The organism is Salinisphaera orenii subsp. halophila YIM 95161 (assembly GCF_003732545.1).
Classification (GTDB): Bacteria; Pseudomonadota; Gammaproteobacteria; order Nevskiales; family Salinisphaeraceae; genus Salinisphaera; species Salinisphaera orenii_A.
Genome location: NZ_AYKF01000035.1, coordinates 10,922 through 34,412, shown reverse-complemented (window position 1 = coordinate 34,412; position 23,491 = coordinate 10,922). Strand labels below are relative to the sequence as shown.

At 70.0% G+C, this 23,491-nt stretch carries 21 protein-coding genes; 15 read left to right on the top strand and 6 right to left on the bottom strand.

The window, feature by feature from the left end; genetic code table 11:
- Nucleotides 1–56 precede the first annotated feature (56 nt).
- Nucleotides 57–1,751, bottom strand: coding sequence for a 2-isopropylmalate synthase (locus tag SAHL_RS02770; RefSeq protein WP_123589888.1), 1,695 nt, complete (start codon nt 1,749–1,751; stop codon nt 57–59).
- Between the two features lie 170 nt (nt 1,752–1,921).
- Here SAHL_RS02770 and SAHL_RS02765 point away from each other — a divergent pair, with 170 nt between their 5' ends.
- Nucleotides 1,922–2,407, top strand: coding sequence for an Lrp/AsnC family transcriptional regulator (locus tag SAHL_RS02765; protein ID WP_123589887.1), 486 nt, complete (start codon nt 1,922–1,924; stop codon nt 2,405–2,407).
- 731 nt (nt 2,408–3,138) lie between these two features.
- A complete protein-coding gene (locus tag SAHL_RS02760; protein WP_123589886.1) occupies nt 3,139–3,282 on the top strand; it encodes an entericidin A/B family lipoprotein in 144 nt (47 codons plus the stop codon).
- Between the two features lie 36 nt (nt 3,283–3,318).
- Here SAHL_RS02760 and SAHL_RS02755 read toward each other — a convergent pair whose 3' ends face one another.
- Nucleotides 3,319–3,969, bottom strand: a complete 651-nt coding sequence (locus tag SAHL_RS02755) for a hypothetical protein (RefSeq protein WP_123589885.1) — start codon at nt 3,967–3,969, stop codon at nt 3,319–3,321.
- Nucleotides 3,970–4,050: 81 nt separating this feature from the next.
- Here SAHL_RS02755 and SAHL_RS02750 point away from each other — a divergent pair, with 81 nt between their 5' ends.
- The 3 genes from SAHL_RS02750 to SAHL_RS02740 are packed head-to-tail and all read left to right on the top strand — an operon-like array spanning nt 4,051 to nt 7,213.
- The gene (locus tag SAHL_RS02750; RefSeq protein WP_123589884.1) at nt 4,051–5,607 is read left to right on the top strand and encodes a DHA2 family efflux MFS transporter permease subunit; all 1,557 of its coding nucleotides are present in this window, start codon (nt 4,051–4,053) and stop codon (nt 5,605–5,607) included.
- Nucleotides 5,608–5,628: 21 nt separating this feature from the next.
- Complete coding sequence (locus SAHL_RS02745) at nt 5,629–6,867, top strand: HlyD family secretion protein (RefSeq protein WP_123589883.1); 1,239 nt, start codon at nt 5,629–5,631, stop codon at nt 6,865–6,867.
- Nucleotides 6,868–6,925: 58 nt separating this feature from the next.
- Nucleotides 6,926–7,213 carry a hypothetical protein gene (locus tag SAHL_RS02740; RefSeq protein ID WP_123589882.1) on the top strand — a complete coding sequence of 96 codons (288 nt, stop codon included), beginning with the start codon at nt 6,926–6,928 and terminating at the stop codon, nt 7,211–7,213.
- Nucleotides 7,214–7,288: 75 nt separating this feature from the next.
- On the opposite strand, the gene SAHL_RS02735 is transcribed toward SAHL_RS02740, so the two are convergent.
- Nucleotides 7,289–8,539 carry a GGDEF domain-containing protein gene (locus SAHL_RS02735; protein ID WP_184947231.1) on the bottom strand — a complete coding sequence of 417 codons (1,251 nt, stop codon included), beginning with the start codon at nt 8,537–8,539 and terminating at the stop codon, nt 7,289–7,291.
- 140 nt (nt 8,540–8,679) lie between these two features.
- On the opposite strand from SAHL_RS02735, the gene SAHL_RS02730 reads away from it, so the two are divergent.
- Both SAHL_RS02730 and SAHL_RS02725 read left to right on the top strand, forming a co-directional pair.
- Nucleotides 8,680–9,429, top strand: coding sequence for an SDR family oxidoreductase (locus SAHL_RS02730; RefSeq protein ID WP_123589880.1), 750 nt, complete (start codon nt 8,680–8,682; stop codon nt 9,427–9,429).
- Between the two features lie 40 nt (nt 9,430–9,469).
- Nucleotides 9,470–10,564 (top strand): PA0069 family radical SAM protein, encoded by a 1,095-nt coding sequence (locus SAHL_RS02725; RefSeq protein ID WP_123589879.1) that lies wholly within the window; start codon nt 9,470–9,472, stop codon nt 10,562–10,564.
- Nucleotides 10,565–10,883: 319 nt separating this feature from the next.
- Here SAHL_RS02725 and SAHL_RS02720 read toward each other — a convergent pair whose 3' ends face one another.
- Entirely contained in the window at nt 10,884–11,837 is a 954-nt protein-coding gene (locus SAHL_RS02720; RefSeq protein WP_123589878.1) for an alpha/beta fold hydrolase, read from the bottom strand.
- A gap of 76 nt (nt 11,838–11,913) precedes the next feature.
- On the opposite strand from SAHL_RS02720, the gene SAHL_RS02715 reads away from it, so the two are divergent.
- Together SAHL_RS02715 and SAHL_RS02710 are read left to right on the top strand one after the other, a co-directional pair.
- Nucleotides 11,914–12,297 (top strand): DnaJ family domain-containing protein, encoded by a 384-nt coding sequence (locus SAHL_RS02715; protein WP_123589877.1) that lies wholly within the window; start codon nt 11,914–11,916, stop codon nt 12,295–12,297.
- A complete protein-coding gene (locus tag SAHL_RS02710; protein ID WP_123589876.1) occupies nt 12,294–12,806 on the top strand; it encodes a GNAT family N-acetyltransferase in 513 nt (170 codons plus the stop codon). The genes SAHL_RS02715 and SAHL_RS02710 overlap by 4 nt, the downstream gene beginning before the upstream one ends.
- Here the strand turns inward: SAHL_RS02710 and SAHL_RS02705 are convergent.
- On the bottom strand, nt 12,803–13,927 hold the full coding sequence (locus tag SAHL_RS02705) for an SH3 domain-containing protein (protein WP_123589875.1): 1,125 nt from the start codon (nt 13,925–13,927) through the stop codon (nt 12,803–12,805). The two genes, SAHL_RS02710 and SAHL_RS02705, sit on opposite strands and share 4 nt — an antisense overlap.
- A 34-nt stretch (nt 13,928–13,961) precedes the next feature.
- Nucleotides 13,962–15,872, bottom strand: coding sequence for an AMP-binding protein (locus tag SAHL_RS02700; protein ID WP_123589874.1), 1,911 nt, complete (start codon nt 15,870–15,872; stop codon nt 13,962–13,964).
- A 126-nt stretch (nt 15,873–15,998) separates the two neighbouring features.
- On the opposite strand from SAHL_RS02700, the gene SAHL_RS02695 reads away from it, so the two are divergent.
- From SAHL_RS02695 to SAHL_RS02670, 6 genes are all read left to right on the top strand, one after another.
- Nucleotides 15,999–18,200 carry an ABC transporter substrate-binding protein gene (locus SAHL_RS02695; protein WP_123589873.1) on the top strand — a complete coding sequence of 734 codons (2,202 nt, stop codon included), beginning with the start codon at nt 15,999–16,001 and terminating at the stop codon, nt 18,198–18,200.
- Entirely contained in the window at nt 18,200–19,174 is a 975-nt protein-coding gene (locus tag SAHL_RS02690; RefSeq protein WP_123589919.1) for an ABC transporter permease, read from the top strand. Before SAHL_RS02695 ends, SAHL_RS02690 begins: the two co-directional genes overlap by 1 nt.
- Nucleotides 19,175–19,236: 62 nt before the next feature.
- Nucleotides 19,237–19,515 carry a type II toxin-antitoxin system RelE/ParE family toxin gene (locus SAHL_RS02685; RefSeq protein WP_123589872.1) on the top strand — a complete coding sequence of 93 codons (279 nt, stop codon included), beginning with the start codon at nt 19,237–19,239 and terminating at the stop codon, nt 19,513–19,515.
- Nucleotides 19,515–19,808, top strand: coding sequence for a HigA family addiction module antitoxin (locus SAHL_RS02680; RefSeq protein WP_123589871.1), 294 nt, complete (start codon nt 19,515–19,517; stop codon nt 19,806–19,808). Before SAHL_RS02685 ends, SAHL_RS02680 begins: the two co-directional genes overlap by 1 nt.
- A 53-nt stretch (nt 19,809–19,861) precedes the next feature.
- A complete protein-coding gene (locus tag SAHL_RS02675) occupies nt 19,862–21,325 on the top strand; it encodes an ABC transporter permease subunit (RefSeq protein ID WP_184947243.1) in 1,464 nt (487 codons plus the stop codon).
- The gene (locus SAHL_RS02670) at nt 21,325–23,346 is read left to right on the top strand and encodes an ABC transporter ATP-binding protein (RefSeq protein ID WP_123589869.1); all 2,022 of its coding nucleotides are present in this window, start codon (nt 21,325–21,327) and stop codon (nt 23,344–23,346) included. Before SAHL_RS02675 ends, SAHL_RS02670 begins: the two co-directional genes overlap by 1 nt.
- The last annotated feature ends 145 nt before the right edge of the window (nt 23,347–23,491 follow it).

Genomic DNA, 23,491 nt, shown 5'->3' with positions numbered 1-23,491 from the left:
TCCCGCGCATCTGAAAAGCGGGCGCCGGAGCGAGGCCGGCGCCCGTGCGCGGGCGATCAGCTGGCGAGCGCGGTCAGCCCGCCCCGCTGGCCGGTCTCGTCGCGCTCCCGGGTGAGGTTGATCGCGCTGATGATCGCCTGCAGCGAGGCACTGACCGTATCGCTGTCCTCGGCCACCGCGGGTACCCGCACCGTGCCGCACTTGAGCTGCACGAAGGCGATGGCGTCGGCGTCGGAGCCGGTCGACAGCGCATGCTCGGCGTAATCGGCCACGGCGATGTCGTCGTTCGCGTGCGCGTTCCAGGCGTTGACGAACGCCGACAGCGGCCCGTTGCCGCGGCCCTCCAGCGTGAACCGCTCGCCGTCCTGCTCGAGGGTGACCACCATCGATTGGGTGTCGCCCGCGCGGCTGAGGCCGTAGTCCACCAGCGCGATCGGCGCCCGCCGCGAGAAGTGGCTGAACAGCAGATCGCGGATCTGCGAGCTGGCCAGTTCGCCGGCGATCTTCTCGCTCTCGGCCTGCACGTGGGGGGCGAGTGCGAGCATCATCCAGCGCGGCAGGTTGATGCCGTAGTCGCGCTCCAGCAGAAACGCCATGCCGCCCTTGCCGGACTGGCTGTTCACGCGGATGACGGCCTGATAGTCGCGGCCGATGTCGCGCGGGTCGATCGGCAGGTAGGCCACCTGCCAGGGCTCGTCCTCGCCCTGCTTGCGCAGCGACTTGCGGATCGCATCCTGGTGGCTGCCGGAAAACGCGGTATAGACCAGCTCGCCCACCCAGGGATGGCGCGGATGCAGCGGAATGCCGGTGCACTCGTGCACCACGCGGATGATCTCGTCCGGGTTGGACAGATCCAGCTCCGGATCGATGCCCTGGCCGTAGAGATTCATCGCCAGGATCACGATATCCATGTTGCCGGTGCGCTCGCCGTTGCCCAGCAGCGTGCCTTCCACGCGCTCGGCGCCGGCCAGCATCGCCAGCTCGGCCGCGGCCACCGCGCCGCCGCGGTCGTTGTGCGTGTGCACGGACACGATCACGGACTCGCGGTTCTTCACGTTCTGGCAGAAATACTCGATCTGGTCGGCGTGGTGGTGCGGGCCGGCCATCTCGACCGTGTTCGGCAGGTTGAAGATGATCCGGTCGTCGGGCGTGGGCTGCCAGACGTCCATCACCGCTTCGCAGATGCGCACCGCGAACTCGGGCTCGGTGGTGGAGAAACTCTCCGGTGAATATTCCAGCCGCCAGTGCACACCGGGGCGCTTGACCGCGTTTTCCTTAACGCGCTGCGCGCCCTCGACGGCGATGTCGATGATCCCGTCCTCGTCCATCTCGAACACGCGCTCGCGCTGCACGGTGGAGGTCGAGTTGTAGAGATGGATGATGGCCTTGTTCACTCCTTCCAGCGATTCGAAGGTGCGGTCGATCAGGTGATCCCGCGACTGGGTGAGTGCGGCGATGGTGACGTCATCCGGAATCCGGTCACCGTCGATCAGCCAGCGCACGAAGTCGTAATCCGGCTGGCTGGCCGAGGGAAAGCCGACCATGATCTCCTTGATGCCGACATCGACCAGCAGCTGCCACAGGCGCTTCTTCTGGTCCACGCTCATCGGCTCGAGCAGGGCCTGATTGCCGTCGCGAAGGTCCTCGCTGACCCAGATCGGCGCCTGCGTCAGGTCGCGCTCGGGCCAGGTGCGGTCGAAACCGGTCACCCGCGGGGCGGGGCGATACTTGCGATGGTCGAAACGGCTCATGTCTGCGTCCTTGCTGTCGGTCGAACGCCGGGTCGCGACTAGTCGGGATCCGGCTGGACATAGTCTAACCCGCCTGCGGCGGCACCGGATTGCCAAGTCGACGCATGGAATGCATCGGCACGCAATATCATGCTAATAATATCCTGCTGAATAAAAATTATTGCCAACTCATGTCGAATCAGCGCAACACCGCCGGCCTGGACCGTTTCGACCGCCGCATCCTCGAGGTGCTGCAGGCCGACGGTCGCATCAGCAACCAGGCGCTTGCCGAGGCCGTGAACCTGTCACCCTCGCCCTGCCTGCGACGGGTGCGTGCGCTGGAGGCCGCGGGGCTGATCACCGGCTATCGGGCGGAGGTGGACGCGCGCGCGCTCGGCTACGGTCTGGTCGCGCTGTTGCTGATCTCCATGGACAAGCACACGCCCGAACGCTTCGCCAACTTCGAGGCCCGGGTCGCGGAGCTGCCCGAGGTTCAGGAATGCCTGCTCATCACCGGCCAGGAGGCCGACTATCAGCTGCGCATCGCCGCGGTGGACATGGACGACTACCAGCGGCTGCTGCTGCAGCACATCACGCGCATCGAGGGCGTCTCGGGCGTGCATTCCAGCTTCGTGCTGCGCCGGGTGATGCACGACCGCGTGCTGCCGCCGCGCTGACGCCGGGTCTCGCCCGGCAACCGGAAACGTGGGGTCGATCCGCCGATGCGGACGGCGAAATCCCGCCTCCAAGCCGCGGGCTCGCGGCCGTTCGCGATAGGTCCGGGCATGACGTCATCTCCACCCCGGGCCGGTACGAGCGAGCACGTCGAGGCGCCCGCGGCCGAGGCTCGCGGGGCCCGCCCGGGACAGCGCGCGCCGCGCCACAACCGGTCGGCACTCGCGCCCCGCAGGACCGATCGCCCCGACAGCGGCCCGCCGCGGTGGCGCGGGCAGACACACCCGACGCGTCGCCCGAGCGGCCTCGCGCGCCGACGCGCATGGCCTAGCCTGCCGCTTCTCGCGGCCGGCCGCGGCACCGCGCGATCCCGGGTCGCGGCCCCGATAGCGGGGCAACGGCCGGCGTGGGCCGGCATCGCCCACACCCGCTGCGATCATTGACCTGGCAGCGAAACCGCCGAATCACCAGCTGTTTTCAACGCACCTGGAAACAGAGGTTGTCACACTTTTGTTACTTATTTTCAATTGATTAAAGGCCGATGGCTGCGGCCGACACGCCGGGAGCCGTTGACGTCATCAACTTGGCAAAACGGGATTTGCATGTCGGGTGACAACGCCGCCGACAGCGACCGCGCACGGGCCTCGACGGCCTCTCGCAATCCGCCCGGGCTGGGGCTATAGTCGATGCGGGGCGAGCCCGCCCCGTGGACACGCCCGGAGGGCGTTCGCAGATGAACCGTAATACCCCGAGATGGACCGGCCTCGTGGCTCTGATGCTCATCGGCATGTCGTTGCTCGCCGGCTGCAACACGATCCAGGGCGCCGGCGAAGACATGGAACGCGCCGGCGAGGAAGTCCAGGACGCCGCCGAATAGGACCGACGCCCGCCGCCCATGGGCGGGCGCGATCCATCATTCCAGCCGCAGCCGCGACAACAGTGCCTCCAGCCGGGCGAATGCGGTCTCACGGTCGAACGGCCGCGCCGGCGGCGAGGCATAGACCGAGGGATTGACGCCGGTCACGATCAGGTCGATGGCGATACAGCGGCCGGCCGTCACCGCGCGGTAGCTGTGGCGCTGCAGGTGGTGATTCATCGCGGCATCGCCGGTATCGACCCGGGTGAAGGCCACCCCGTCGATCAACACCCGCCGCGGCTCGGCCGGGGCGCCCGCCGGCCCGCTGGACGGTCCACTGCAGGCGGCCAGCGCGCGCGGCGCGCGGCTGGCGCCGATCCGCATCACCCCACGGGTGATCGTGTTGGACCCGGGCATCGTCAACGCCAGCAGGGCGTCGCCGGGCACGGCCGCCGCCGCATCGGGATTCCAGCGCGTGCCCAGGAAATAATCGGCCTCGAACCGCCGCGCGGCCGGGACACCCTGCGGGTAAGCGATGGCCAGGCCGTAGCGCGGGCTGTGGTAGTGCCGCGATGAGGCCGCCGACGCGACGGACGTGTCGGACATGCCGGGCGCGGCGGCGCAGCCGGACAGGGCCGCGAGAGCCACGACCGCCGCCAGAATCATCCCCCACGCGCGGCGGCGCGGCGCCCCGGTGTGATCGCCCATGACTCGCTCCCGATGACTGTCATTTTTATTGTAGTTTACATGCAATAGAATACGCCTTCGTCTTTCCCCTTCCGGAGCGGCATGACCCAGGTCGAGGCCATGTTCGAGCGCTATGGCCCGAAATACCGCTGGCTGGTCACGCTGACGGTGCTGCTGGGGCTGGTCGCGCTGGGCATGTCGATCACGATCGTCAACGTCGCCACGCCCTACATCAAGGGCGCCTTCGGCATGAGCGCCGATCAGGTGCAGTGGCTGTCGACCGGTTTTCTGGCCGCGACCACGGTCACGCTGCTGATCTCGCCCTGGCTGATGAGCGCCTTCGGCCAGCGTGCGACCTATGTCGGCCTGCTGGCGGTGTTCATCGCGGCCTCGTTCGTGGGCGGCCTGGCCACCGGCATGGGCGCGATCATCGTCGCCCGGGTGGTCCAGGGCGCGATGACCGGCATCATCCGTCCGGTCGCGCTCGAAGCGCTGTTCGCGGTCTATCCGCCCAGACAGCGCGGGATGGCGACCGCGCTCTACGGCATGAGCCTGGGCCTGCCACTGACCCTGGCGAGCGTGGTCGGGGGCTTTCTGGTCGAACATTTCTCCTGGCGCTACGTGTTCTTCATCGTGCTGCCGATCTGTGTCGCCGCGATGGTCATGGGCGCCATCTTCCTGCCTCGGCGCGAGTCGACCGGGCCGCGGCCGCCGCTGGACTGGATCGGCGCGATCACGCTGTTCGTGGCCATCTTCGCCGCGCTGGCCGCGATCGCCAACGGCCAGCGCTGGGGCTGGCAGAGCAGCGCGATCCTCCAGCTCGAAGTCCTCTCGCTGGCGGCCACGGTGTTCTTCATCGGCTGGGAGCTGCGCCAGCCGCGCCCGCTGCTGGACCTCGCCATCTTCCGGCACAAGGAGTTCCTGGCCGGGTCGATCGTCATGCTGCTGTTCGGCGGCGCCTTCTACGGCGTGATGTACCTGCTGCCGCAGTTCATGGACGCGATCCTGCACTTCAGCCCGATCACCTCGGGGGTGCTGTTCACGCCGTCGACGCTGGTGCTGGCCGTGCTCGTGCCGCTGGTCGGCCGCTTCAGCGACCGCATGGCCCCGCACTGGCTGACCCTGCCCGGGCTGGCGTTCGCGATCTGGGCGGTCTGCCGGATGGCCCAGGCCGACTGGAACACCTCGTTTGCCAGTCTCGCGCTGTCGATGGCGCTGCTGAGCGTGGGCATGGCGGCCGTGCCGCCGCCGACCCTGTCGCGCTCCATCGCCGCGCTGCCGCCGCGGCTGATCGGCTACGGCTCGGGGGCGATCAACTTCGCCCTGCAGCTGGGCGGGGCCTTCGGCACCGTCACGCTGGTGGCCATGCTCGACCGTCGCACGCTGGCCCACAGCGATCACCTGACCGCCGGCCTGAACCCGGGCAATGACATGGCCCGCCGCGCGCTCGCTCATCTGGGCGAGGTCGTCGGACGCACCGGCGTGGACGCGACGCACCGGCGCGCGGCGGCCGAGCACGTCCTCTCCGGCATCGATCGCATCTGGGCGACGATCTACGCCTATCAGGACGGTTTTCTCATGGTGGCGACCGCCCTGGTCGCGGTCTGCCTGCCCTCCTTTCTGCTCAGCCGCTGGGGCGCCCGCGCCGCCGACCGCTGACCTCCAACCGACGCTTCGCACATGACCGCATCACAGACCGACAACGACACCGATTCCAGCGCCTCCGGCCGCGGCCGGACCGGGCGGCTGTTCAAGCTCCTCGCGGCCGCCGTGCTGATCGGGATCGCGGCGATCTGGGTGGGCTTCTGGCTGCATCACCGCCTGACCCACGTCAGCGAGAACGACGCCCGGGTGGCCACTCACGAGATCACGGTCAGCAGCCGGCTGGCCGGCCGCGTGACCGGCTTCGACCTGATTCGCGGCGACCGCCTGGCGACCGGCGCGCGGGTGGCCCAGCTCTACAGCCGGCCGGACGCGCTGCGCCGCCGCCAGCTGGCCGCACGGGTCGAGCGCATGCAGGCCGAGCTCGACGCCCAGGCGGGGCGCATCGACCTCGCCCGCCGCCAGATCAGCGGCGGCATCGAGCAGATGAAGGACGTGCTGGCGGCCGACGTCGCCGCCGAGAAGGCCGCCGCCGCCGAAGCCACCCGGGCCCGCCACGACGCCGAACGGTCGGCCGAACTCTATCAGCGCCACGGCGTCTCCGAGGCCGAGCGCGACGCCGACCGCTATGCCTACCAGGCCGCCCGCGCCGAGCACGACCGCGCCGAGCGTCAGGTGCGCGTCGATCGCATCGCGCTGGACAACGCCCGAACGGGCCTGCTGTCGGCGCCGCAGGCCACGATCGACAACCCGGAGGTGCTGACCGACGAGCGCGCGGTCATGAAACGCCGGCTCGCCGAGGCGAAGGCGGAACTGGCACACCAGCGCACGCGTCTGGACGATCTGGCGATCACCGCGCCGATCGACGGCGTCGTCGACGAGACCTTCATCGAAGCGGGCGAATACGTCTCCGCCGGCCAGCCGATCGTGATGATGCACGACCCGGCCGACGTCTGGATCGAGGCCAAGATGAAGGAGACCAAGATCGCCGAACTGGCCGTCGGCCAGCCGGTCGCCGTGCACGTCGACGCCCGCCCGGACATCGCCTATCGCGGCCATGTCGCCGTCATCGGCCATGCCGCGACCAACCAGTTCGCCCTGCTGCCGGATCCGAACCCGTCCGGCAATTTCACCAAGATCACCCAGCGCATCCCGGTGCGCATCGCCATCGACCACGGGCCGAAGACCGCGCTCAGCCCCGGCATGATGGTGGAGGTCGACGTGGACACCACGGTCGCGCCGGCCGCATCCGATGAGCGCGGCCCCGCCGGCGGCAACCGCGCAGCGCGCTCGGAATCGCCCGCATCGGCTTCCTGAGGCTTTAGACTGGCGGCTGGTTTGGTCGGACCGGCGCTCGCCGGAAGCGTGCAGGAACGTGGAAGAATTCTTTCATTGGATCGGCGAGACACTGGGCGCGGCCATCCGCTTCATCGTCGACGGGCTGGCGGGGCTGCTGGGCAATCTCTACGGCCTCATCGACAGCTTTCTGGCGGGGCTGACCAACGCCCTGGGCATCAGCACCTCGGTGCTGAGCCTGCTCATTCTCTTGCTCGGCCTGGTGATGCTCTGGGCAGCCCTGCGTGCGCTGCTCAAGCGCCGGCTCATCGGCGCGGTGATCTGGGCGGCGCTGGGCGTGGTGGTGCTGACCTGGCTGATCCACTGACGCGCGACCACCCGCCGCAGGCTCCGCGGCCGGCGATACCGGCAAGTCGGCCCGCCGGCGCTCGACCGCGGCGCCTCAGCCGTCGTCGTCCGGCCAGCTGCTGAAACGCTCGCACAGCACCCGGTTGCGGCCCCGCGCCTTGGCCTCGTAGAGCAACGCGTCGGCCTTGCGCAGCGCCGCCGAGAGACCGACGCGGCCGTCGTCGGGGCCGATGTGGCAGACGCCGATGCTCACCGTCACCCACTCGGCCACCGGCGACACCGCGTGCGGAATCCGTTCCGCAGCGATGGCTGAACAGACGTTTTCCGCAAGCGCCCGGATCTCGTCGGCGTCTCCGTGCATCCACAGCATGGCGAACTCCTCGCCGCCGTAGCGGCCGCAGACATCCAGCGGCCGCCGGGCTCCGGCTCGCAGCACCGCCGCGACCCGGCGCAGCGCGGCATCCCCCTCCTGATGGCCGTAGTGATCGTTGTAGGCGCCGAAGGCGTCGATATCGATCATCGCCACCGCGTAGCCCGCCGATTCCCGGGCCGCCTGCGCCTGCGCCTGCTCGAGCGCGTCCTCCAGCGCATAGCGGTTGAGCAGCCCGGTGAGGCTGTCCTGGCGCGACAGATAATGCAGCAGCGTGCCGTTGAGCCAGGTCCAGCGGATGAAGTATTCAAGCGAATAGCCCGCACACACCGCCACCACCATCAGCACCACGGTCGCGAACACGTGATAGTTGACGTTGGGCTCGATATGGATGAACGCGACCTCGACGCCGATGGCCGCGATGCCGGCCACGACCGCCGCCGGCAGCATGACCCAGAAGCGGATGCGGGCGAGGGCGAACATGGTGACCGTGCAGATGCCGATGAACTCCACCGGCAGGTCGAAGCCGTATCGGGCATCGACGATCCGCTGGCCCAGCAGCCCCGCGATGAAGCCGAGAAACAGCAACACCATGACCAGCTCGATGGCCGCCGCGTCCGGCCGCTTCCAGCAGAACAGGCCGACGCCCAGCAGCAGCGGGATCATCCCGCCAAGCTGCAGCCAGCGCGACAGGGGCACCAGCGGTTCCGGCATGCCGAGCAGCGTGGTGTCGATCAGCGGCGTGATCGCCATCGCCAGAAAGGCGATAGACAATAGCGTCAGGCGGCTGAGCCGGCCGGACAGCCGCAGGTAGCGGCAGAAATCCGCCTCCAGTTCCGGTCGGAACCAGAGGGTGGCGAAACCGCGTTCGCGCTGCTCGCGTAGCAGTTCCGTCGGCGTCTGCTGCGCGCCTTCGGCCCACTGCTGCTCCTCCGCGCGTTCCAGCCGGTACAGCTCGGCGGAGGTGGTTTCCATGTTCGGCATCGTCGTTGTATCCCTTCGGGCCACACCCAGGGCCGAACAGCGCGCCCGCACAGGCACACGCATCCGCCGTACCGGGCCCACTGCGGCCGCGGCAGACGACAGCCCATCCAATCCGGGAGCAGGCAAACCCCATGAACATCCTCATACAGGGCGCCGGCCGAGGCCTCGGCCTCGCATTGGCGACCCGGCTGCTCGAGCGCGACGCGGTGCGACTGGTCGCGACCGTACGCGATCCGTCGGCCGCACCGCGTCTGCAGGCGCTCGCCGAGGCGCACGGCGACACACGGCTCCGGATTGTGGCGCTGGATGTGACAAGCGAAACCAGCGTTGCCGACGCGCGGGCCCGAATCGGGCACACGGTCGAGCGTCTGGACGGCATGCTGGTGCTGGCTGGCTTGCTTCACGATGAACGGACCGGCCTCTGGCCGGAAAAACGCCTGGCCGACATCGACCCCGCCCACATCGCCACGAGCTTCGCCGTGAACGCCACCGGGCCGCTGCTGATGATCAAGCATTTCCACGACCTGCTCGCGCACGGCGAGCGCGCGGTCATCGCCAGTCTGTCGGCCCGCGTGGGCTCGATCGGCGACAACCACATCGGCGGTTGGTACGCCTACCGGGCGGCCAAGGCGGCCCAGAACCAGTTCACCCGCACCGCCGCCATCGAGCTGCGGCGCCGTTCCCGGGCGCTGATCTGCGTGGGCCTGCATCCGGGCACCGTGGACACCGGCCTGTCCGAGCCCTTCCAGCGACGCGTGCCGGCGGGCCGCCTGCAGAGCCCGGACACGGCGGCCCGACATCTGCTGGCGGTGATCGACCGGCTCACGCCGGAGGACAGCGGTCACGTCTTCGACTGGGCGGGCGAACGCATCGAACCATGACCCCTTGCCGCATAAACTGTTTATTTATACAGTTTATAGCATGCCTCATCGCCCAACCCACCACAAGACGCGCGGCGCGCTGACCAACCCCGCAGGGCGTTTCGCCGCAGCCGGCGCCGACGACTTCGACGACGGCTGGGGCACGCTCGACGCCGAGGCGCTGGCCGACGACACGCCGCCGGCCACCCGGCTGCACGCCGACCCGGCGCGACGCGTGATCAGCCGCAACGACTCCCCCGACGTGCCCTTCTCGGCCTCCATCAACCCCTACAAGGGCTGCAGCCACGGCTGCATCTACTGCTTCGCGCGGCCCACACACGAGTACCTCGACCATTCGGCCGGGCTCGATTTCGAGACCGAGATCTATTACAAGCCCGACGCCGCCGAGCGCTTCGAGGCCGAGCTGCGGGCGCCGGGCTATCGCTGCACGCCGATCACGCTCGGCGCCAACACCGATCCCTACCAGCCCGACGAGCGCCGGCTGCGGATCACCCGCGCGCTGCTCGCGGTCGCGCACCGCTTCAACCAGCCGATCTCGGTCGTGACCAAGGGCGCACTGGTCACCCGCGACATCGACGTGCTGGGCGAGATGGCCGTGGACAATCTAGCTAGCGTGATGGTCAGCGTCACCAGCCTCGACGCGACGCTCAAGCGGCATCTGGAGCCGCGTGCGGCCGGCCCCGGCCGGCGCTTCGCCGCGATCGAGGCGCTGCGGCGCGCGGGCATACCGGTCGGCGTTCTGGTCGCGCCGGTCATCCCCGCGCTGACCGACCACGAGCTGGAGGCGCTGGTCGCGCGTGCGGCCGAGGCCGGCGCGCTGACGGCGGGCTATGTGCTGCTGCGCCTGCCGCACGGCGTCAAGCATCTGTTCCGGGACTGGCTCGCCGCCCACTATCCGGACCGGGCCGCCCACGTCATGAGCCTGATAAACCAGAGCCACGGCGGGCGCGACTACGACGCCCGCTGGGGCCAGCGCATGCGCGGCTCGGGCGTGCACGCCGAACTCATCGCGCGGCGCTTCCGGCTCGCCTGCCGGCGCGCCGGTATCGACGCGAGCCGCCGCATCACGCTCGATACCGGCCGCTTCGCGTGTCCGCCGGCGGCCGGCGACCAGAAGGCCTTCGATTTCGCCTGAACGACGGGCCGGCGCGATTCGCGATCGTCGGCCTCATACGACAGGCGTTCCGGGACGACGCGGTGCATCCGCCTCCGTGCCGCCGCGTGCCAGGCCACCGAGTGCCCGCCCCGGACGCTACCGTCCGGGCCGATCCCGGCGCGCCGAACGGCGCCCGCGACGGATGCGCCGCCGCATGGCTGGAGCGCCGTCGACCCGCAGTCGCCCGGCCTGCAGGGCGCAGCCGGCCCGGCCTGGCGACCCGCGGGCGAGTGCGGCCCGGTCGACGGACGGCCGTCGGCGGTCCGTCTCGATCGGCCGGCCGGATGCCGCACCGCGGCTACCTCGCCCGGCCGGCAGACTCCGATTCGCCGTGCACGAGTTCGCCGATCAGCTCCACGAACCGCGGCAGCAGCCGCGGCGGCAGATCGTGGCCCATGCCGGGGAACTCCTCGTAGCGCGCGTCGCTCAGGTGCTCGGCGGTGCTGCGACCGTGCTTGACCGGCAACAGCGGGTCGGCGGCGCCGTGGATCACCAGCGCCGGCTGCCGGATGCCGCCGAGCAGATCGGTTCGGGAGGCCGCGGCCATCACCGCGAGCATCTGCCGCCGGGTGCCGGCGGGATAGTAGCTGCGCGCGACGTTCCGGCGGATCTCGCTGGTCCAGTCGGCCAGGCTGCGGCCGTAGCGGGGGCTGCCGATCATGCGCATGGTCACCGCCATGTGCCGCGCGATCGCGTCAGGGTCGCGGCTTCTTGGCGCCTTCGCCAGGCGCAGGAGGGTCTTTAGCCGGCCGCGCGGCAGACGGCGCGCCCCCGAGGTGGACATGATCGAGGTCAGCGTCTGCACGCGCTCCGGATACAGCGCGGCAACCAGCTGCGCGATCATGCCGCCCATGGAGGCACCGACCAGATGCGCCCGTGCGATGCCGAGCCCGTCCATGAGACCGACCGTGTCCACGGCCATGTCCTCGAGCGTGTAGGGCGCGTCGATCTCGCGGCCCAGCAGCGACTTGAAGAACGCCGCCCGTGGGCCGTCGTGCCGGGTCGCGGTCCGCAGCTTGGTGGACAGGCCGATATCGCGATTGTCGAAACGGATCACGCGCAGGCCGGTGTCGGCCAGGGCGCGGCAGAAGGCGTCCGGCCAGCCGGTGAGCTGGGTGCCCAGCCCCATGATCAGGATCAGCGCCGGGTCGCGGTCGTCGCCGAACTGCTCCCAGGCCAGCTCGAGGCCGTTGGCGGCCACCCGCCCCTGCTTGTCCGCCCCCTCGAGTGCGGGCGCCAGAAACTCTGTCATAGCGAACCATCCTGCGACTGCTCGTTCCGGGCCCGGGGCACTCGGCCCCGGCGCGCGACGCGTGTATTCTAGCGTCATGAGCCTGCTCGACCGACTGGCCGACGCCCATATCGAGGCCGCCGCCGAGCGCGGCGAGTTCGACGATCTGCCGGGCGCCGGCCAACCGCTGAATCTCGACGACGACCGCCACGTGCCGCCGGAACTGCGGGCCGGCTATCGTCTGCTCAAGAACGCCGGCTTCGTGCCGCCCGAGATCGAATCCCGCCGCGCGATCCGCGACATCGAGGAACTGCTCGCCGCGACCGAGCCCGAGAGCGCGGAGTCCGAACGCCTGACCCGGCGCCTGCGCTGGCTGGAGACGCGCCTGCGCCAGAGCCGCCGCGGCCGCGCCCTGCTGGCCGATCCCGACTACGCCGCGGCGGTACGCGACCGATTCGCCGGCAACGACGACCGCGCATGACCGACGCCGTCCTCGCGGCGGCGACCACGGCCGCGGATCACGCCCGGCTGGCCGCGCTCGCCCGCGAGATCTGGCACGAGCACTACCCGGGGCTGATCAGCCGGGCCCAGATCGACTACATGCTCGAACGCGGCTACAGCCCGCAGGCGCTGGCGGCCGAACAGCGGGCCGGCACCCGCTTCGTGCTCGCCCGGCGGGCGGGCCGGGCGATCGGCTTCGCCGCCGTCTCGCCCGACCCGGCGGACGCCGCCACCGCCTGGCTGGACAAGCTCTATGTCCACGCCGAGGCCCGCGGCGAAGGGCTCGGCCGGCGGCTGGTCGCGGACAGCCTAGCCGACGCCGCCCGCCGGGGCGCGACCCGGCTGCGACTGCGGGTCAACCGGCACAACGTCGACGCCGTCCACGCCTATCGGCGCCTGGGCTTCGCGGTGGAGGCCGAGGACGTCAAGGACATCGGCGCCGGCTTCGTCATGGACGACTACCTGATGGGGCGCGCGCTCCCCGCCTAACCGCCGCCCGCACCGATCGCCGGCCGCGTGTCGGCGGCCGATTCCGCACGCCCCGCGGGCGCCAGCAGAAACGCCGCGACCCAGCCCTCGGCCGCCTCCGTGCCGTAGCGCACGCGGCGCCAGCCGCCGGCGCGGCCGAGGACGCGCACCGTCGCACCGCGGGGGAGCTCCGCCACGACCGCCCGGTCGGTACCGGGCCCCGCGCGCACGTTCAGCCGCGGCGTGGCCACGCGCCGCATCGCCTCGGGGCTGTCGCGCCCGCGGCCGGCGTCGATATCGGCGAAGAGCGCGGGCAAACCGACATAGGCCGCCAGCGTCGGCGGTTCGGACCCGGCGCCGCGCGCCGGCACCCGTCGCGGCGCCGCGGCCGCGTCGAAGCCGTTCAGCGGGCCGCGGCGCAGGCCCTCGAGATCGAGCGACAGAGACTTCGGCACTCCGCGCAGCAACCGCTCGGCGACCCAGCCCACGCGCTCGCCGTCCGCCGCCCAGACCTGGACCCAGCCGCGCTGGCGCCGATACACGCGCAGCGGCGTGGCCGCGGCAAGCCGGCTGCGCACCGCGGCGTTGAGCGACGGCCCGGCGCGCAGATTCACCCGGGCCGGGCCCACCCGCGCCGCCGGCAGGGCCGAGCGCAGGCGCGCCCGATCGGCCGGCGTGGCGACCGCCAGCGTCTGCACCGCCGCCTCGAGATTGCGCGGCAGACCGCGCCCGTCCAGATAAGCCAGCGCCAGGTTGGTCGCCGCGGGGGCGAAGTCCCGGCGCGCCGCCTCGGCATACCAGAACACCGCCTGGGCGATATCGCGCGGGACGCCGGCGCCGCGTTCGTGCAGCACGGCCAGGTTGTACTGGGCGGGGGCGAAACCGCGTTCGGCCGCGCGTGTGTACCAGCCCAGCGCCCGCGCCGGATCGGCGGGCACGCCCCGGCCCTCGGCATGGAGCAGGCCCAGCCCGTATTGCGCCCGCGCCGCGCCCTCGGCCGCCGGCGACCGCCAGGCCTCGGCGGCGGCGGCGTAATCGCCGCGCGCATGGGCCGCGATGCCGGCGCGGGTGTCGGCGACCGCCGCCGCAGCGGACAGCCCTAGCCCGAGCACGAGGCCGACGACCAGCGCCGCGCGGACCACGCCTTCGCGGCAGCCGAACCCGGCCCTAGCGCGTTCAGCCGCCGTGGCGCGGATAGCCGATGGTCGCCAGCTGCGCCTCGATCTCGGTGAGAATGGCCGGATCGTCGATGGTGGCAGGCGTGTTCCACTCCTTGCCGTCGGCGATCTGGCGCAGGGTGGCGCGCACCACCTTGCCCGAGCGCGTCTTGGGCAGACGCTCGACGAGGGTGGCGTGACGGAAGGCCGCGACCGGCCCGATCCGGTCGCGCACCAGCGCCACCAGTTCGGCGATGACTTCGTCCGAGGGCCGCGTGACGCCGGACTTGAGCACCACCATGGCCACCGGCAGCTGACCCTTGTCGGCGTCCGCCGCGCCCACCACCGCGACCTCCGCGACGTCGGCGTGGTCGGCGATGACCTCCTCCATCATGCCGGTGGACAGCCGGTGCCCGGCGACGTTGATGATGTCGTCGACGCGGCTCATCACCCAGACGTTGCCGGCGGCGTCGAAATAGCCGGCGTCGCCCGAGCGGTAGTAGCCGGGGAACTCGTCCAGATACGACGAGCGGAAGCGCGCGTCGTTCTGCCAGAGGGTGGGGAAGCAGCCGGGCGGCAACGGCAGCTTCACGCAGATGTCGCCCATCTCGTCGGCGCCGACCTCGCTGCCGTCCGGGGCGAGCACGCGGATGTCGTAACCCGGCATCGGGCGGCCGGCCGAGCCCGGCGGTACGTCCAGCATCTCGATGCCCAACGGGTTCGCGCTCATCGCCCAGGCGGTCTCGGTCTGCCACCAGTGGTCGATGACGGGCACGTCGAGCTTCTCGCCGGCCCAGCGGGCGGTGTCGGGGTCGGTGTGCTCGCCGGCCAGGAACAGCGCGCGCAGACAGGACGTGTCGTGGGCGGCGCCGAGTTCGGCGTTCGGGTCGACCTTCTTGACCGCGCGAAAGGCCGTGGGCGCGGTGAAGAAGACATCGACGCCGTGCTCGGCGATCACCCGGAAGAAGGCGCCGGCGTCCGGGGTGCCCACCGGCTTGCCCTCGTACATCACCGAGGTGCAGCCCAGCAGCAGCGGCGCGTAGACGATATAGGAGTGGCCGACCACCCAGCCGACGTCGGAGGCGGTCCAGAACACGTCGTCCGGCGACAGGCCGTAGACCGCCCGCGCGGAGTAGTGCATGGCCACGGCGTGGCCGCCGTTGTCGCGGACCACGCCCTTGGGTTTGCCGGTGGTGCCGGAGGTGTAGAGGATGTAGAGCGGATCGGTCGCGGCCACCGGCACGCAGTCGGCCGGTTCGGCCGCGGCCAGGGCCTCGTTCCAGTCGATGTCGCGGCCGGAAACGAGCGCGCAGCGCTGCGTGTCGCGCTGGAAGATCACGCAGCGCTCGACCTTGTGCTCGGCCAGATCGATGCCGGTGTCCAGCAGCGGCTTGTACTCGACCACGCGCCCCGGCTCGATCCCGCAGGAGGCCGAAAGCACCAGTTTCGGGGTGGCGTCGTCGATGCGCTTGGCCAGCTCCGCGCCCGCGAAGCCGCCGAAGACCACCGAATGCACCGCGCCGATGCGGGCACAGGCGAGCATGGCGATGACCGCTTCCGGGATCATCGGCATGTAGATGATCACGCGGTCGCCCTTGGCCACGCCCTGATCGCGGATGACGCCGGCGAAACGAGCCACGGCGTCGCGCAGCTCGGCGTAGGTGTAGCGCGCCTGCGTGCCGGTCACGGGGCTGTCGTAGATCAGGGCCGTGACGTCGCCGCGGCCGGCGTCCACGTGGCGATCGAGACAGTTGTCGGCGGTGTTGAGCTCGCCGTCGGGGAACCAGTGATAGAACGGCGCGCGGCTGCCGTCCAGCACCTGCGTCGGCGGCCGCGTCCAGCGTATGGCCTCGGCCTGATCGGCCCAGAACGCGTCCGGGTTGTCGCGCGCGGCCTCGAATTCGGCCGCGTATCGGCTGGGGTCGGACATGCTCGCTCCTCTACTCGCAGATTCCGGCAATATGCCAGCGTGGAGGCCCCCGGCCCTATACGACGAAGGTGGACACCCGACGGACCGCGTTTGGGTCGGCCAGTGGAATCCGCTATTTTGCAGGGCATGCCCTGCGCGACATGCGTTCGTACCCCTTCGGCCCGGCGCGGCGCGCTCTGGGCGCTGCTGTGGCTGGCGATCGTCCTTGGCGCCGGCTGCGAACGGCCCTGGAACAGCCCCTACCCGGACGCGGAGCGCGCCAGCGACACGCTCTATCGTGCCTTCACAGAACCGCCGCGGCATCTGGACCCGGCGCGCTCCTACGCCACCGACGAGGTGGAGTTCACCGGCCAGATCTACGAGCCGCCCCTGCAGTATCACTATCTCAAGCGGCCCTACCAGCTCGAGCCGCTGGCCGCGACGCGCCTGCCCGAGCCGCAGTATCTGGACGCCGACGGCGACCCCCTGCCCGCGGACACCCCGCCCGAGGACGTCGCCACCAGTGTCTACACCATCGAGATCGAACCCGGCGTGCGCTATCAGCCGCACCCGGCGTTCGCCCGCGGGCCGGACGGCGCGCCGCGCTATCGCGACCTGTCGCCGGCCGATCTGGAGGGCATCGCCTCGCCCGCGGACTTCACCCACCAGGCCAGCCGGACGCTGCGCGCCTCGGACTACGTGCATCAGATCAAACGCCTGGCGAGCCCGGAAGTGAATTCGCCGATCCTCGGCGTGATGAGCGAGCACATCGTCGGCCTGGCCGATTTCGCCGAACGCCTGCGGGCCGCGCGGGACAAGCTCGCACCGGGCGAACATCTGGATCTGACCCGCCACGACTTCGAGGGCGCCCGCGCCGTCGACGACCGCCACTTCGAGATCCGCGTCAACGGCGTCTACCCGCAGCTGCGCTACTGGCTGGCGATGCCGTTCTTCGCGCCGATGCCGCCCGAGGCCATCGCCTTCTACAACCAGGACGCCCTGGCGGCGAAGAACATCGGCATCGACACCTTTCCGGTGGGCACCGGGCCCTACATGCTCACCGAGAACAATCCGAACCGGCGGATGGTGCTCGAGACCAACCCCAACTTCCACGGCGAGCGCTACCCGAGCGAGGGTGCGCCCGGCGATCGCGAGGCCGGCCTGCTCGAGGACGCCGGCAGGGCGCTGCCCTTCATCGACCGGGTCGTGTTCTCGCTGGAGAAGGAATCCATTCCCTACTGGAACAAGTTCCTGCAGGGCTACTACGACAGTTCCGGGATCTCCTCGGACGCCTTCGGCGAGGCGATCCGCATCGACGCCGACGGCGACCCGCATCTGACCGAAACCATGGCCGAGCGCGGCATGCGGCTGGCCACGACCGTGCTGCCGGCGATCTACTATCTCGGCTTCAACATGAACGACGAGGTGGTCGGTGGCGACGACGACGCCCGCAAGCTGCGCCAAGCGATCTCGATCGCCATCGACTACGAGTCCTACGTCGCCATCTTCCTCAACGGCCGCGGCCTGGTCGCCCAGGACCCGCTGCCGCCGGGGCTGTTCGGCGCCCGCGAGGGCGAAGCCGGCACGAACCCGGTCGTCTACGACTGGGTCGACGGCGAACGCCGGCGCAAGTCGATCGAGGTCGCGCGCGAGCTGCTGGCCGAGGCGGGCTATCCCGGCGGCACCAACGAGGAGACCGGGCGACCGCTGCTGCTGAATCTGGACACGCCGGCCAGCGGCCCGGAATTCAAGTCGCAGATGGATTGGATGCGCCAGCAGTTCGACAAGCTCGGCATCCAGCTCGTGGTGCGCGCGACCACCTGGAGCCGATTCCAGCAGAAGACCGCCGACGGCAACGTGCAGCTATTTTTCGGCTCCGGCTGGATGGGCGACTATCCCGATCCGGAGAACTTTCTGTTCCTGCTCTACGGCCCCAACAGCGCGGCCGAGAACAACGGCCAGAACATCGCCAACTACCAGAACGACACCTTCGACCGGCTGTTCCGGCGCATGCGCGACATGGACAACGGCCCCAAACGCCGGCAACTCATCGACCACATGATCGACATCGTCCAGCGCGACGCGCCCTGGGTGTGGGGCATGTACCCGCGCCAGTACGGCCTCTACCAGAGCTGGCTCGCCAACACGAAGCCCAACGCGATGGCGAACAACACGATCAAGTATCTCGACATCGATCCGGCGGCGCGCGCCGACAAACGCCTCGCCTGGAATCGGCCCGTGCTTTGGCCGCTCGCCGCGGGGGCGGGCGGGCTGCTCGTGCTGCTGCTGCCCGGGGTGTGGATCCATCGCCGGCGCGAGCACCGGGCCGTGCGGCGGACAGCGCGCTGATGTTCGCCTATATCGTCCGCCGCGCCCTGTACGCGATTCCGGTGCTGATCGGCGTCAACCTGATCACCTTCCTGCTGTTCTTCGTGGTCAACACGCCCGACGACATCGCCCGCATGCAGCTCGGCGCCAAGCGCGTCACGCCCGAGGCCATCGACACCTGGAAGGCCACCCACGGCTACGACCGGCCCTATTTCCACAACGCCGAGGAGTCCGGCCTGGCGGCGTTCACCGACACGCTGTTCTTCCAGAAATCGGTGAAGGTCATGGCCTTCGACTTCGGGCGCTCGGACGGCGGCCGTTCCATCGCCGCCGACATCCAGGCCCGCATGGGTCCGAGCCTGGCGCTGGCCATCCCCACGCTGCTGGTGGGCATGGCGGTGAACATCACCTTCGGCCTGCTGCTGGTGTTCTTCCGCTCGACCGCCATCGACTGGGGCGGCGTCGTGCTGTGCGTGGTGCTGATGTCGATCTCGCCGCTGTTCTACATCATCGCGGGGCAGTTCGTGGCCGGCAAGCTGATGAACCTCGTGCCGATCTCCGGCTATGCCGGCGGCTGGGACATGGCCAAGTTCCTCGTCCTGCCGGTGGTCATCGGCGTGGTCTCCGGCATCGGCTCGGGCACGCGCTGGTATCGCACCATCTTCATGGAGGAATACGGCAAGGACTATGTCCGCACCGCCCGCGCCAAGGGCATGGGCGACCTGCGCATTCTGTTCGTGCACGTGCTCAAGAACGGCATGATCCCGATCCTGACCGGCGTGGTCGTGCTGCTGCCGCTGCTGTTCATGGGCAGCCTGATCATGGAATCCTTTTTCGGGATCCCGGGCCTGGGCAGCTACACCATCGAGGCGATCCAGAATCAGGACTTCGCCATCGTGCGGGCGATGGTGTTTCTCGGCTCGGTGCTCTACATCGTCGGCCTGCTGCTGACCGATATCAGCTACACACTGTTCGATCCGCGGATACGATTATGAGCCGCATCGAAGCAAGACACTCATCATTTGTTGCGTGTTGCGCAACGCGCTAAAATCGAGTCGTGATCAAGTCGTTTCGACATAAGGGGCTCAAGCAATATTTCCAGACCGGCTCGAAGGCCGGCATACAACCCGAGCACGCTAAACGCTTACGCATGCAACTCGCCGCGCTAGATTCCGCACTAACGATCGACGACATGGATATTCCGGGCTTCAAACTCCATTCGCTCAGTGGCGACAACGTCGATCGATGGTCGATATGGGTCAGCGGCAACTGGCGACTCACCTTCGAATTTCGACATGGGCACGCGTACGTACTGAATTACGAGGATTATCACTGATGACCATGCACAATCCCCCGCATCCCGGTGAATTCATCCGCGCGGTCTATCTGGAGCCCCACGGTATTACCGGACGCACGCTGGCCGGCAAGCTCGGCGTGTCACCGTCCACACTCAACCGGGTGCTCAAAGGTACGAGCGGCATCAGCTCCGAAATGGCACTGCGGCTGTCGAAAACGCTCGGTCGTTCGCCCGAAAGCTGGATGGCCATGCAGGATCAGTACGAACTCTGGCAGGCCCGGCGTACGATCGATCTGGATACGGTCGAGAAAATCGAGTTCGACGCGGCCTGATCATGAATCCTTTGAAGGATGATCGCGTCGATGACTGCCATTTCCTCGCATAGCTGAACACGTTGTACGTCCTCCTCTACACCGACGTGCTGATCTACCTGCTGCTGATCGCGATCGGCGTGTTCGCGGTCTTCGCGGCGCGCAGCAAGCCGCTGCGGGTGCCGTGGCTGCGGGTGTTCGCCCGCCCGGTGGGCATGGTCACGCTGGTGGTGCTGCTGGCCTATACCGTGGTCGGCGTGCTCGACAGCATCCACTACCGGCCGGTGGAGGCGACCGGCGACGGCGGCACGCGGGTCGCCAGCGAGGTCGTCAGCGTGCTGGACACGCTGGCCCGGCCGCTGATCGAGCAGAACGAGCAGACCTATTCCGCGCCGTTCGCGCTGGATTCCTATGTCCAGCAGGTGGTCACCGAGGCCGACGGGCGCAAGCTGCAGACCTATCCGCGGCTGTCCTACGCCGGCAACCGGCTGGACGAGACCGGCCTGACGCGGGCCGAGGACATCGCGCAGAGTGGCCTCCTCGGGGCCGGCTACGGGATGGCGGCCTGGCTGCTCGGGGCGCTGGCGCTGGTCCTGACGATCGCCGCGGCCACGCGCGGCCCGCCGCAGCGGGTCGCCCGGCGCATCGCCGGCGGGCATACGCGGCTGGCCTGGCGGGCCGGGCTGATCGCCGCCCTGGTCGTGTCCGTATGCGTCGGCGCGCTGGTCGTGCTGGCCGGCGACTACCACGTGCTCGGCACCGACAAGGTCGGCCAGGACGTGTTCTACCAGGCCGTGAAGAGCATCCGCACCGGGCTGGCCATCGGCACGCTGACCACGCTGGTGATGCTGCCCTTCGCGCTGGTGCTGGGACTGCTGGCCGGGTATTTCCGCGGCTGGGTGGACGACGTCATCCAGTATCTCTACACCACGCTGAGCTCGATCCCCGGCGTGCTGCTCATCGCCGCCGCGGTGCTGATGATGCAGGTCTACATGGAGAACAACGCCGACGCCTTCGGCACCACCACCGAACGCGCGGATCTGCGGCTGCTGTTCCTGTGCCTGATACTGGGCATCACCAGCTGGACCAGCCTGTGCCGGCTGCTGCGCGCGGAGACCCGCAAGCTCGCCGAGCTGGACTACGTGGCCGCCGCCCGCGGGCTGGGCAGCGGGCCGGGCCGCATACTCGCCCGCCACATGCTGCCCAACGTGATGCACATCGTGCTCATCCAGGTGGTGCTGGACTTCTCCGCGCTGGTGCTGGCCGAGGCGGTGCTGTCCTACATCGGCGTGGGCGTGGACCCGTCCATGAACAGCTGGGGCAACATGATCAACAGCGCCCGGCTGGAGATGGCGCGCGAGCCCATCGTCTGGTGGCCGCTGTTCGCGGCCTTCGTGTTCATGCTGGTGCTGGTACTGGCGGCCAATCTGTTCGCGGACGTGGTGCGCGACGCCTTCGACCCGCGCCTGCGCGGCGCCGAGGGCGCTGACGCCAACGACGACAGCGCACCGGCCCAGCCCGCGGGCGGGGCCCGCTGATGGACACGCGTCGCGGCGACGAGCCGGTGCTGCGCGTGGAGGCGCTGTCCACCGTGCTCGACACCCCGCAGGGGCCGCTGCGGGCGGTGGACGACGTCAGCTTCACGATCGCGGCCGGCGAGACGCTGGCCCTGCTGGGCGAGTCCGGCTGCGGCAAGTCGATGACCGCGCTGTCGCTCATCGGCCTGACGCCGGCCCACGCCACCCGCGTGCTCGACGGCCGGGTGGCGCTCGGCGGCGACGACCTGCTGGCCCTGTCCGAGCGCGAGCTGCGCGCGGTGCGCGGGCGCCGCATCGGCATGGTCTTCCAGGAGCCGATGAGCGCACTCAACCCGGTGCTGACCGTGGGCCGCCAGCTCGCCGAGGCGCTGGCCGCGCATCGCAGCCTGCGCGGCCGGGCCGCGCGCGAGGCCGGGCTGGTCCTGCTCGACGACGTGGGCATTCCCGATCCGGCCGAGCGCTGGGACGCCTACCCACACCAGCTCTCCGGCGGGCTCAAACAGCGCGTGGTCATCGCCATCGCCCTGGCCGGCGAGCCGGAGCTGCTGATCGCCGACGAGCCCACGACCGCGCTCGACGTCACCATCCAGGCCCAGATCCTGGCGCTGCTGGCCCGGCTGCAGCGCGAGCGCGGCATGGCCCTGCTGCTGATCACCCACGATCTGGCCGTGGTCAGCGAGGTCGCCGACCGCGTCGCGGTCATGTACGCCGGCCATCTGGTCGAGACCGCCGACCGCGCGGCCCTGTTCGCCGCCCCGCGCCATCCCTACACCCGCAAGCTGTTCGCGGCCCTGCCGGGTGCGGCCCAGCGCGGCCGCAGGCTGTCGATCATCGCCGGGCAGGTGCCGCCGCTGACCGCCACGCTGCCGGCCTGTCGCTTCGCCGATCGCTGCGAGCACGCCTGGGCCGCCTGCTTCGACACCCGCCCGGCGTGGACGAGCGACCGCGGCGCGCAGGTGCGCTGCCATCTCTACGACACGCGCATGGCCGGCCAGCCGCTGCCGGCGGCGCTGCCCGCGGCCGAACCCGTCGCGACCGAGGCGGCCGGGGCCGACGCCGAGGCCCTGCTCGACGCCCGCGACGTGGCGGTGCATTTTCCGATCACCCGGGGCGTGCTCCGGCGCACCGTGGGCCATGTGCGCGCCGTCGACGGGGTGTCCCTGCGGCTGGCGCGTGGCCGCACGCTGGCGCTGGTCGGCGAATCCGGCTGCGGCAAGACCACGCTCGGACGCGCCCTGGCGCGGCTGCTGGACGCCACCGCCGGCCGCGCCGACTTCGACGGCACGGACCTGCTGAACCTGCGCGGGCGCGGCCTACGCGCGGCGCGGCGCAATCTGCAGATGATCTTCCAGGACCCGTTCTCGTCCATGAACCCACGCATGCTGGTCGGCGAGATTCTCACCGAGGGCCTGATCGCGCAGAAGATCGGGCGCAACAGCGCCGATCGTCGCCGCATTGCCGCCGAACTGCTCGCCGACGTCGGCCTGCCGGAAGGCGCCCTCGATCGCTATCCGCACGAGTTCTCCGGCGGCCAGCGCCAGCGCATCTGCATCGCCCGCGCGCTGGCGCTGGAACCGAAGCTGCTGATCTGCGACGAGCCGACCAGCGCGCTGGATGTCTCCGTGCAGGCGCAGGTACTCAACCTGCTGGCGCGGCTGCAGGCCGAGCGCGGGCTGGCCTATCTGTTCATCACCCACGACATGGCTGTGGTGTCGTATCTCGCCCACGACATCGCGGTGATGTATCTCGGGCGCATCGTCGAATCCGGCCCGGCCGAGCGGATCCTGCGCGCCCCGAAGCATCCCTACACCCAGGCGTTGCTCTCAGCCACGCCCAGCGTCGACGACGCCGACCGGCGCGAACGCATCCGGCTCACCGGCGATCTGCCGTCACCGGCCAACCCGCCGAGCGGCTGCCACTTCCACCCGCGCTGCCCGCACGTCATGGACCGCTGCCGGCGCGAGGACCCGGCCGCGCGCGATTTCGGCGACGGCCACACGGCCCGCTGCTTCCTGTATTGAAAAGCTCCGATCCACAAACCGGCGTCATCGCTTACGCGACGAGATAGCGAGGGTTTACATAACCAGAAAAGTCCATTTGAGGCGCGAGAACGATAGGCCACACGCAGGCTGAATCAGCGCGACGCGCGTGATCCGAGGTGCGGGC

Excerpts from the sequence above, each read along its gene's own strand:
- SAHL_RS02770 (WP_123589888.1), bottom strand. The coding sequence starts at position 1,751 with ATGAGCCGTTTCGACCATCGCAAGTATCGCCCCGCCCCGCGGGTGACC.
- SAHL_RS02765 (WP_123589887.1), top strand. The coding sequence starts at position 1,922 with ATGTCGAATCAGCGCAACACCGCCGGCCTGGACCGTTTCGACCGCCGC.
- SAHL_RS02760 (WP_123589886.1), top strand. The coding sequence starts at position 3,139 with ATGAACCGTAATACCCCGAGATGGACCGGCCTCGTGGCTCTGATGCTC.
- SAHL_RS02755 (WP_123589885.1), bottom strand. The coding sequence starts at position 3,969 with ATGGGCGATCACACCGGGGCGCCGCGCCGCCGCGCGTGGGGGATGATT.
- SAHL_RS02750 (WP_123589884.1), top strand. The coding sequence starts at position 4,051 with ATGACCCAGGTCGAGGCCATGTTCGAGCGCTATGGCCCGAAATACCGC.
- SAHL_RS02745 (WP_123589883.1), top strand. The coding sequence starts at position 5,629 with ATGACCGCATCACAGACCGACAACGACACCGATTCCAGCGCCTCCGGC.
- SAHL_RS02735 (WP_184947231.1), bottom strand. The coding sequence starts at position 8,539 with ATGGAAACCACCTCCGCCGAGCTGTACCGGCTGGAACGCGCGGAGGAG.
- SAHL_RS02730 (WP_123589880.1), top strand. The coding sequence starts at position 8,680 with ATGAACATCCTCATACAGGGCGCCGGCCGAGGCCTCGGCCTCGCATTG.
- SAHL_RS02725 (WP_123589879.1), top strand. The coding sequence starts at position 9,470 with ATGCCTCATCGCCCAACCCACCACAAGACGCGCGGCGCGCTGACCAAC.
- SAHL_RS02720 (WP_123589878.1), bottom strand. The coding sequence starts at position 11,837 with ATGACAGAGTTTCTGGCGCCCGCACTCGAGGGGGCGGACAAGCAGGGG.
- SAHL_RS02715 (WP_123589877.1), top strand. The coding sequence starts at position 11,914 with ATGAGCCTGCTCGACCGACTGGCCGACGCCCATATCGAGGCCGCCGCC.
- SAHL_RS02710 (WP_123589876.1), top strand. The coding sequence starts at position 12,294 with ATGACCGACGCCGTCCTCGCGGCGGCGACCACGGCCGCGGATCACGCC.
- SAHL_RS02700 (WP_123589874.1), bottom strand. The coding sequence starts at position 15,872 with ATGTCCGACCCCAGCCGATACGCGGCCGAATTCGAGGCCGCGCGCGAC.
- SAHL_RS02695 (WP_123589873.1), top strand. The coding sequence starts at position 15,999 with ATGCCCTGCGCGACATGCGTTCGTACCCCTTCGGCCCGGCGCGGCGCG.
- SAHL_RS02690 (WP_123589919.1), top strand. The coding sequence starts at position 18,200 with ATGTTCGCCTATATCGTCCGCCGCGCCCTGTACGCGATTCCGGTGCTG.
- SAHL_RS02680 (WP_123589871.1), top strand. The coding sequence starts at position 19,515 with ATGACCATGCACAATCCCCCGCATCCCGGTGAATTCATCCGCGCGGTC.
- SAHL_RS02670 (WP_123589869.1), top strand. The coding sequence starts at position 21,325 with ATGGACACGCGTCGCGGCGACGAGCCGGTGCTGCGCGTGGAGGCGCTG.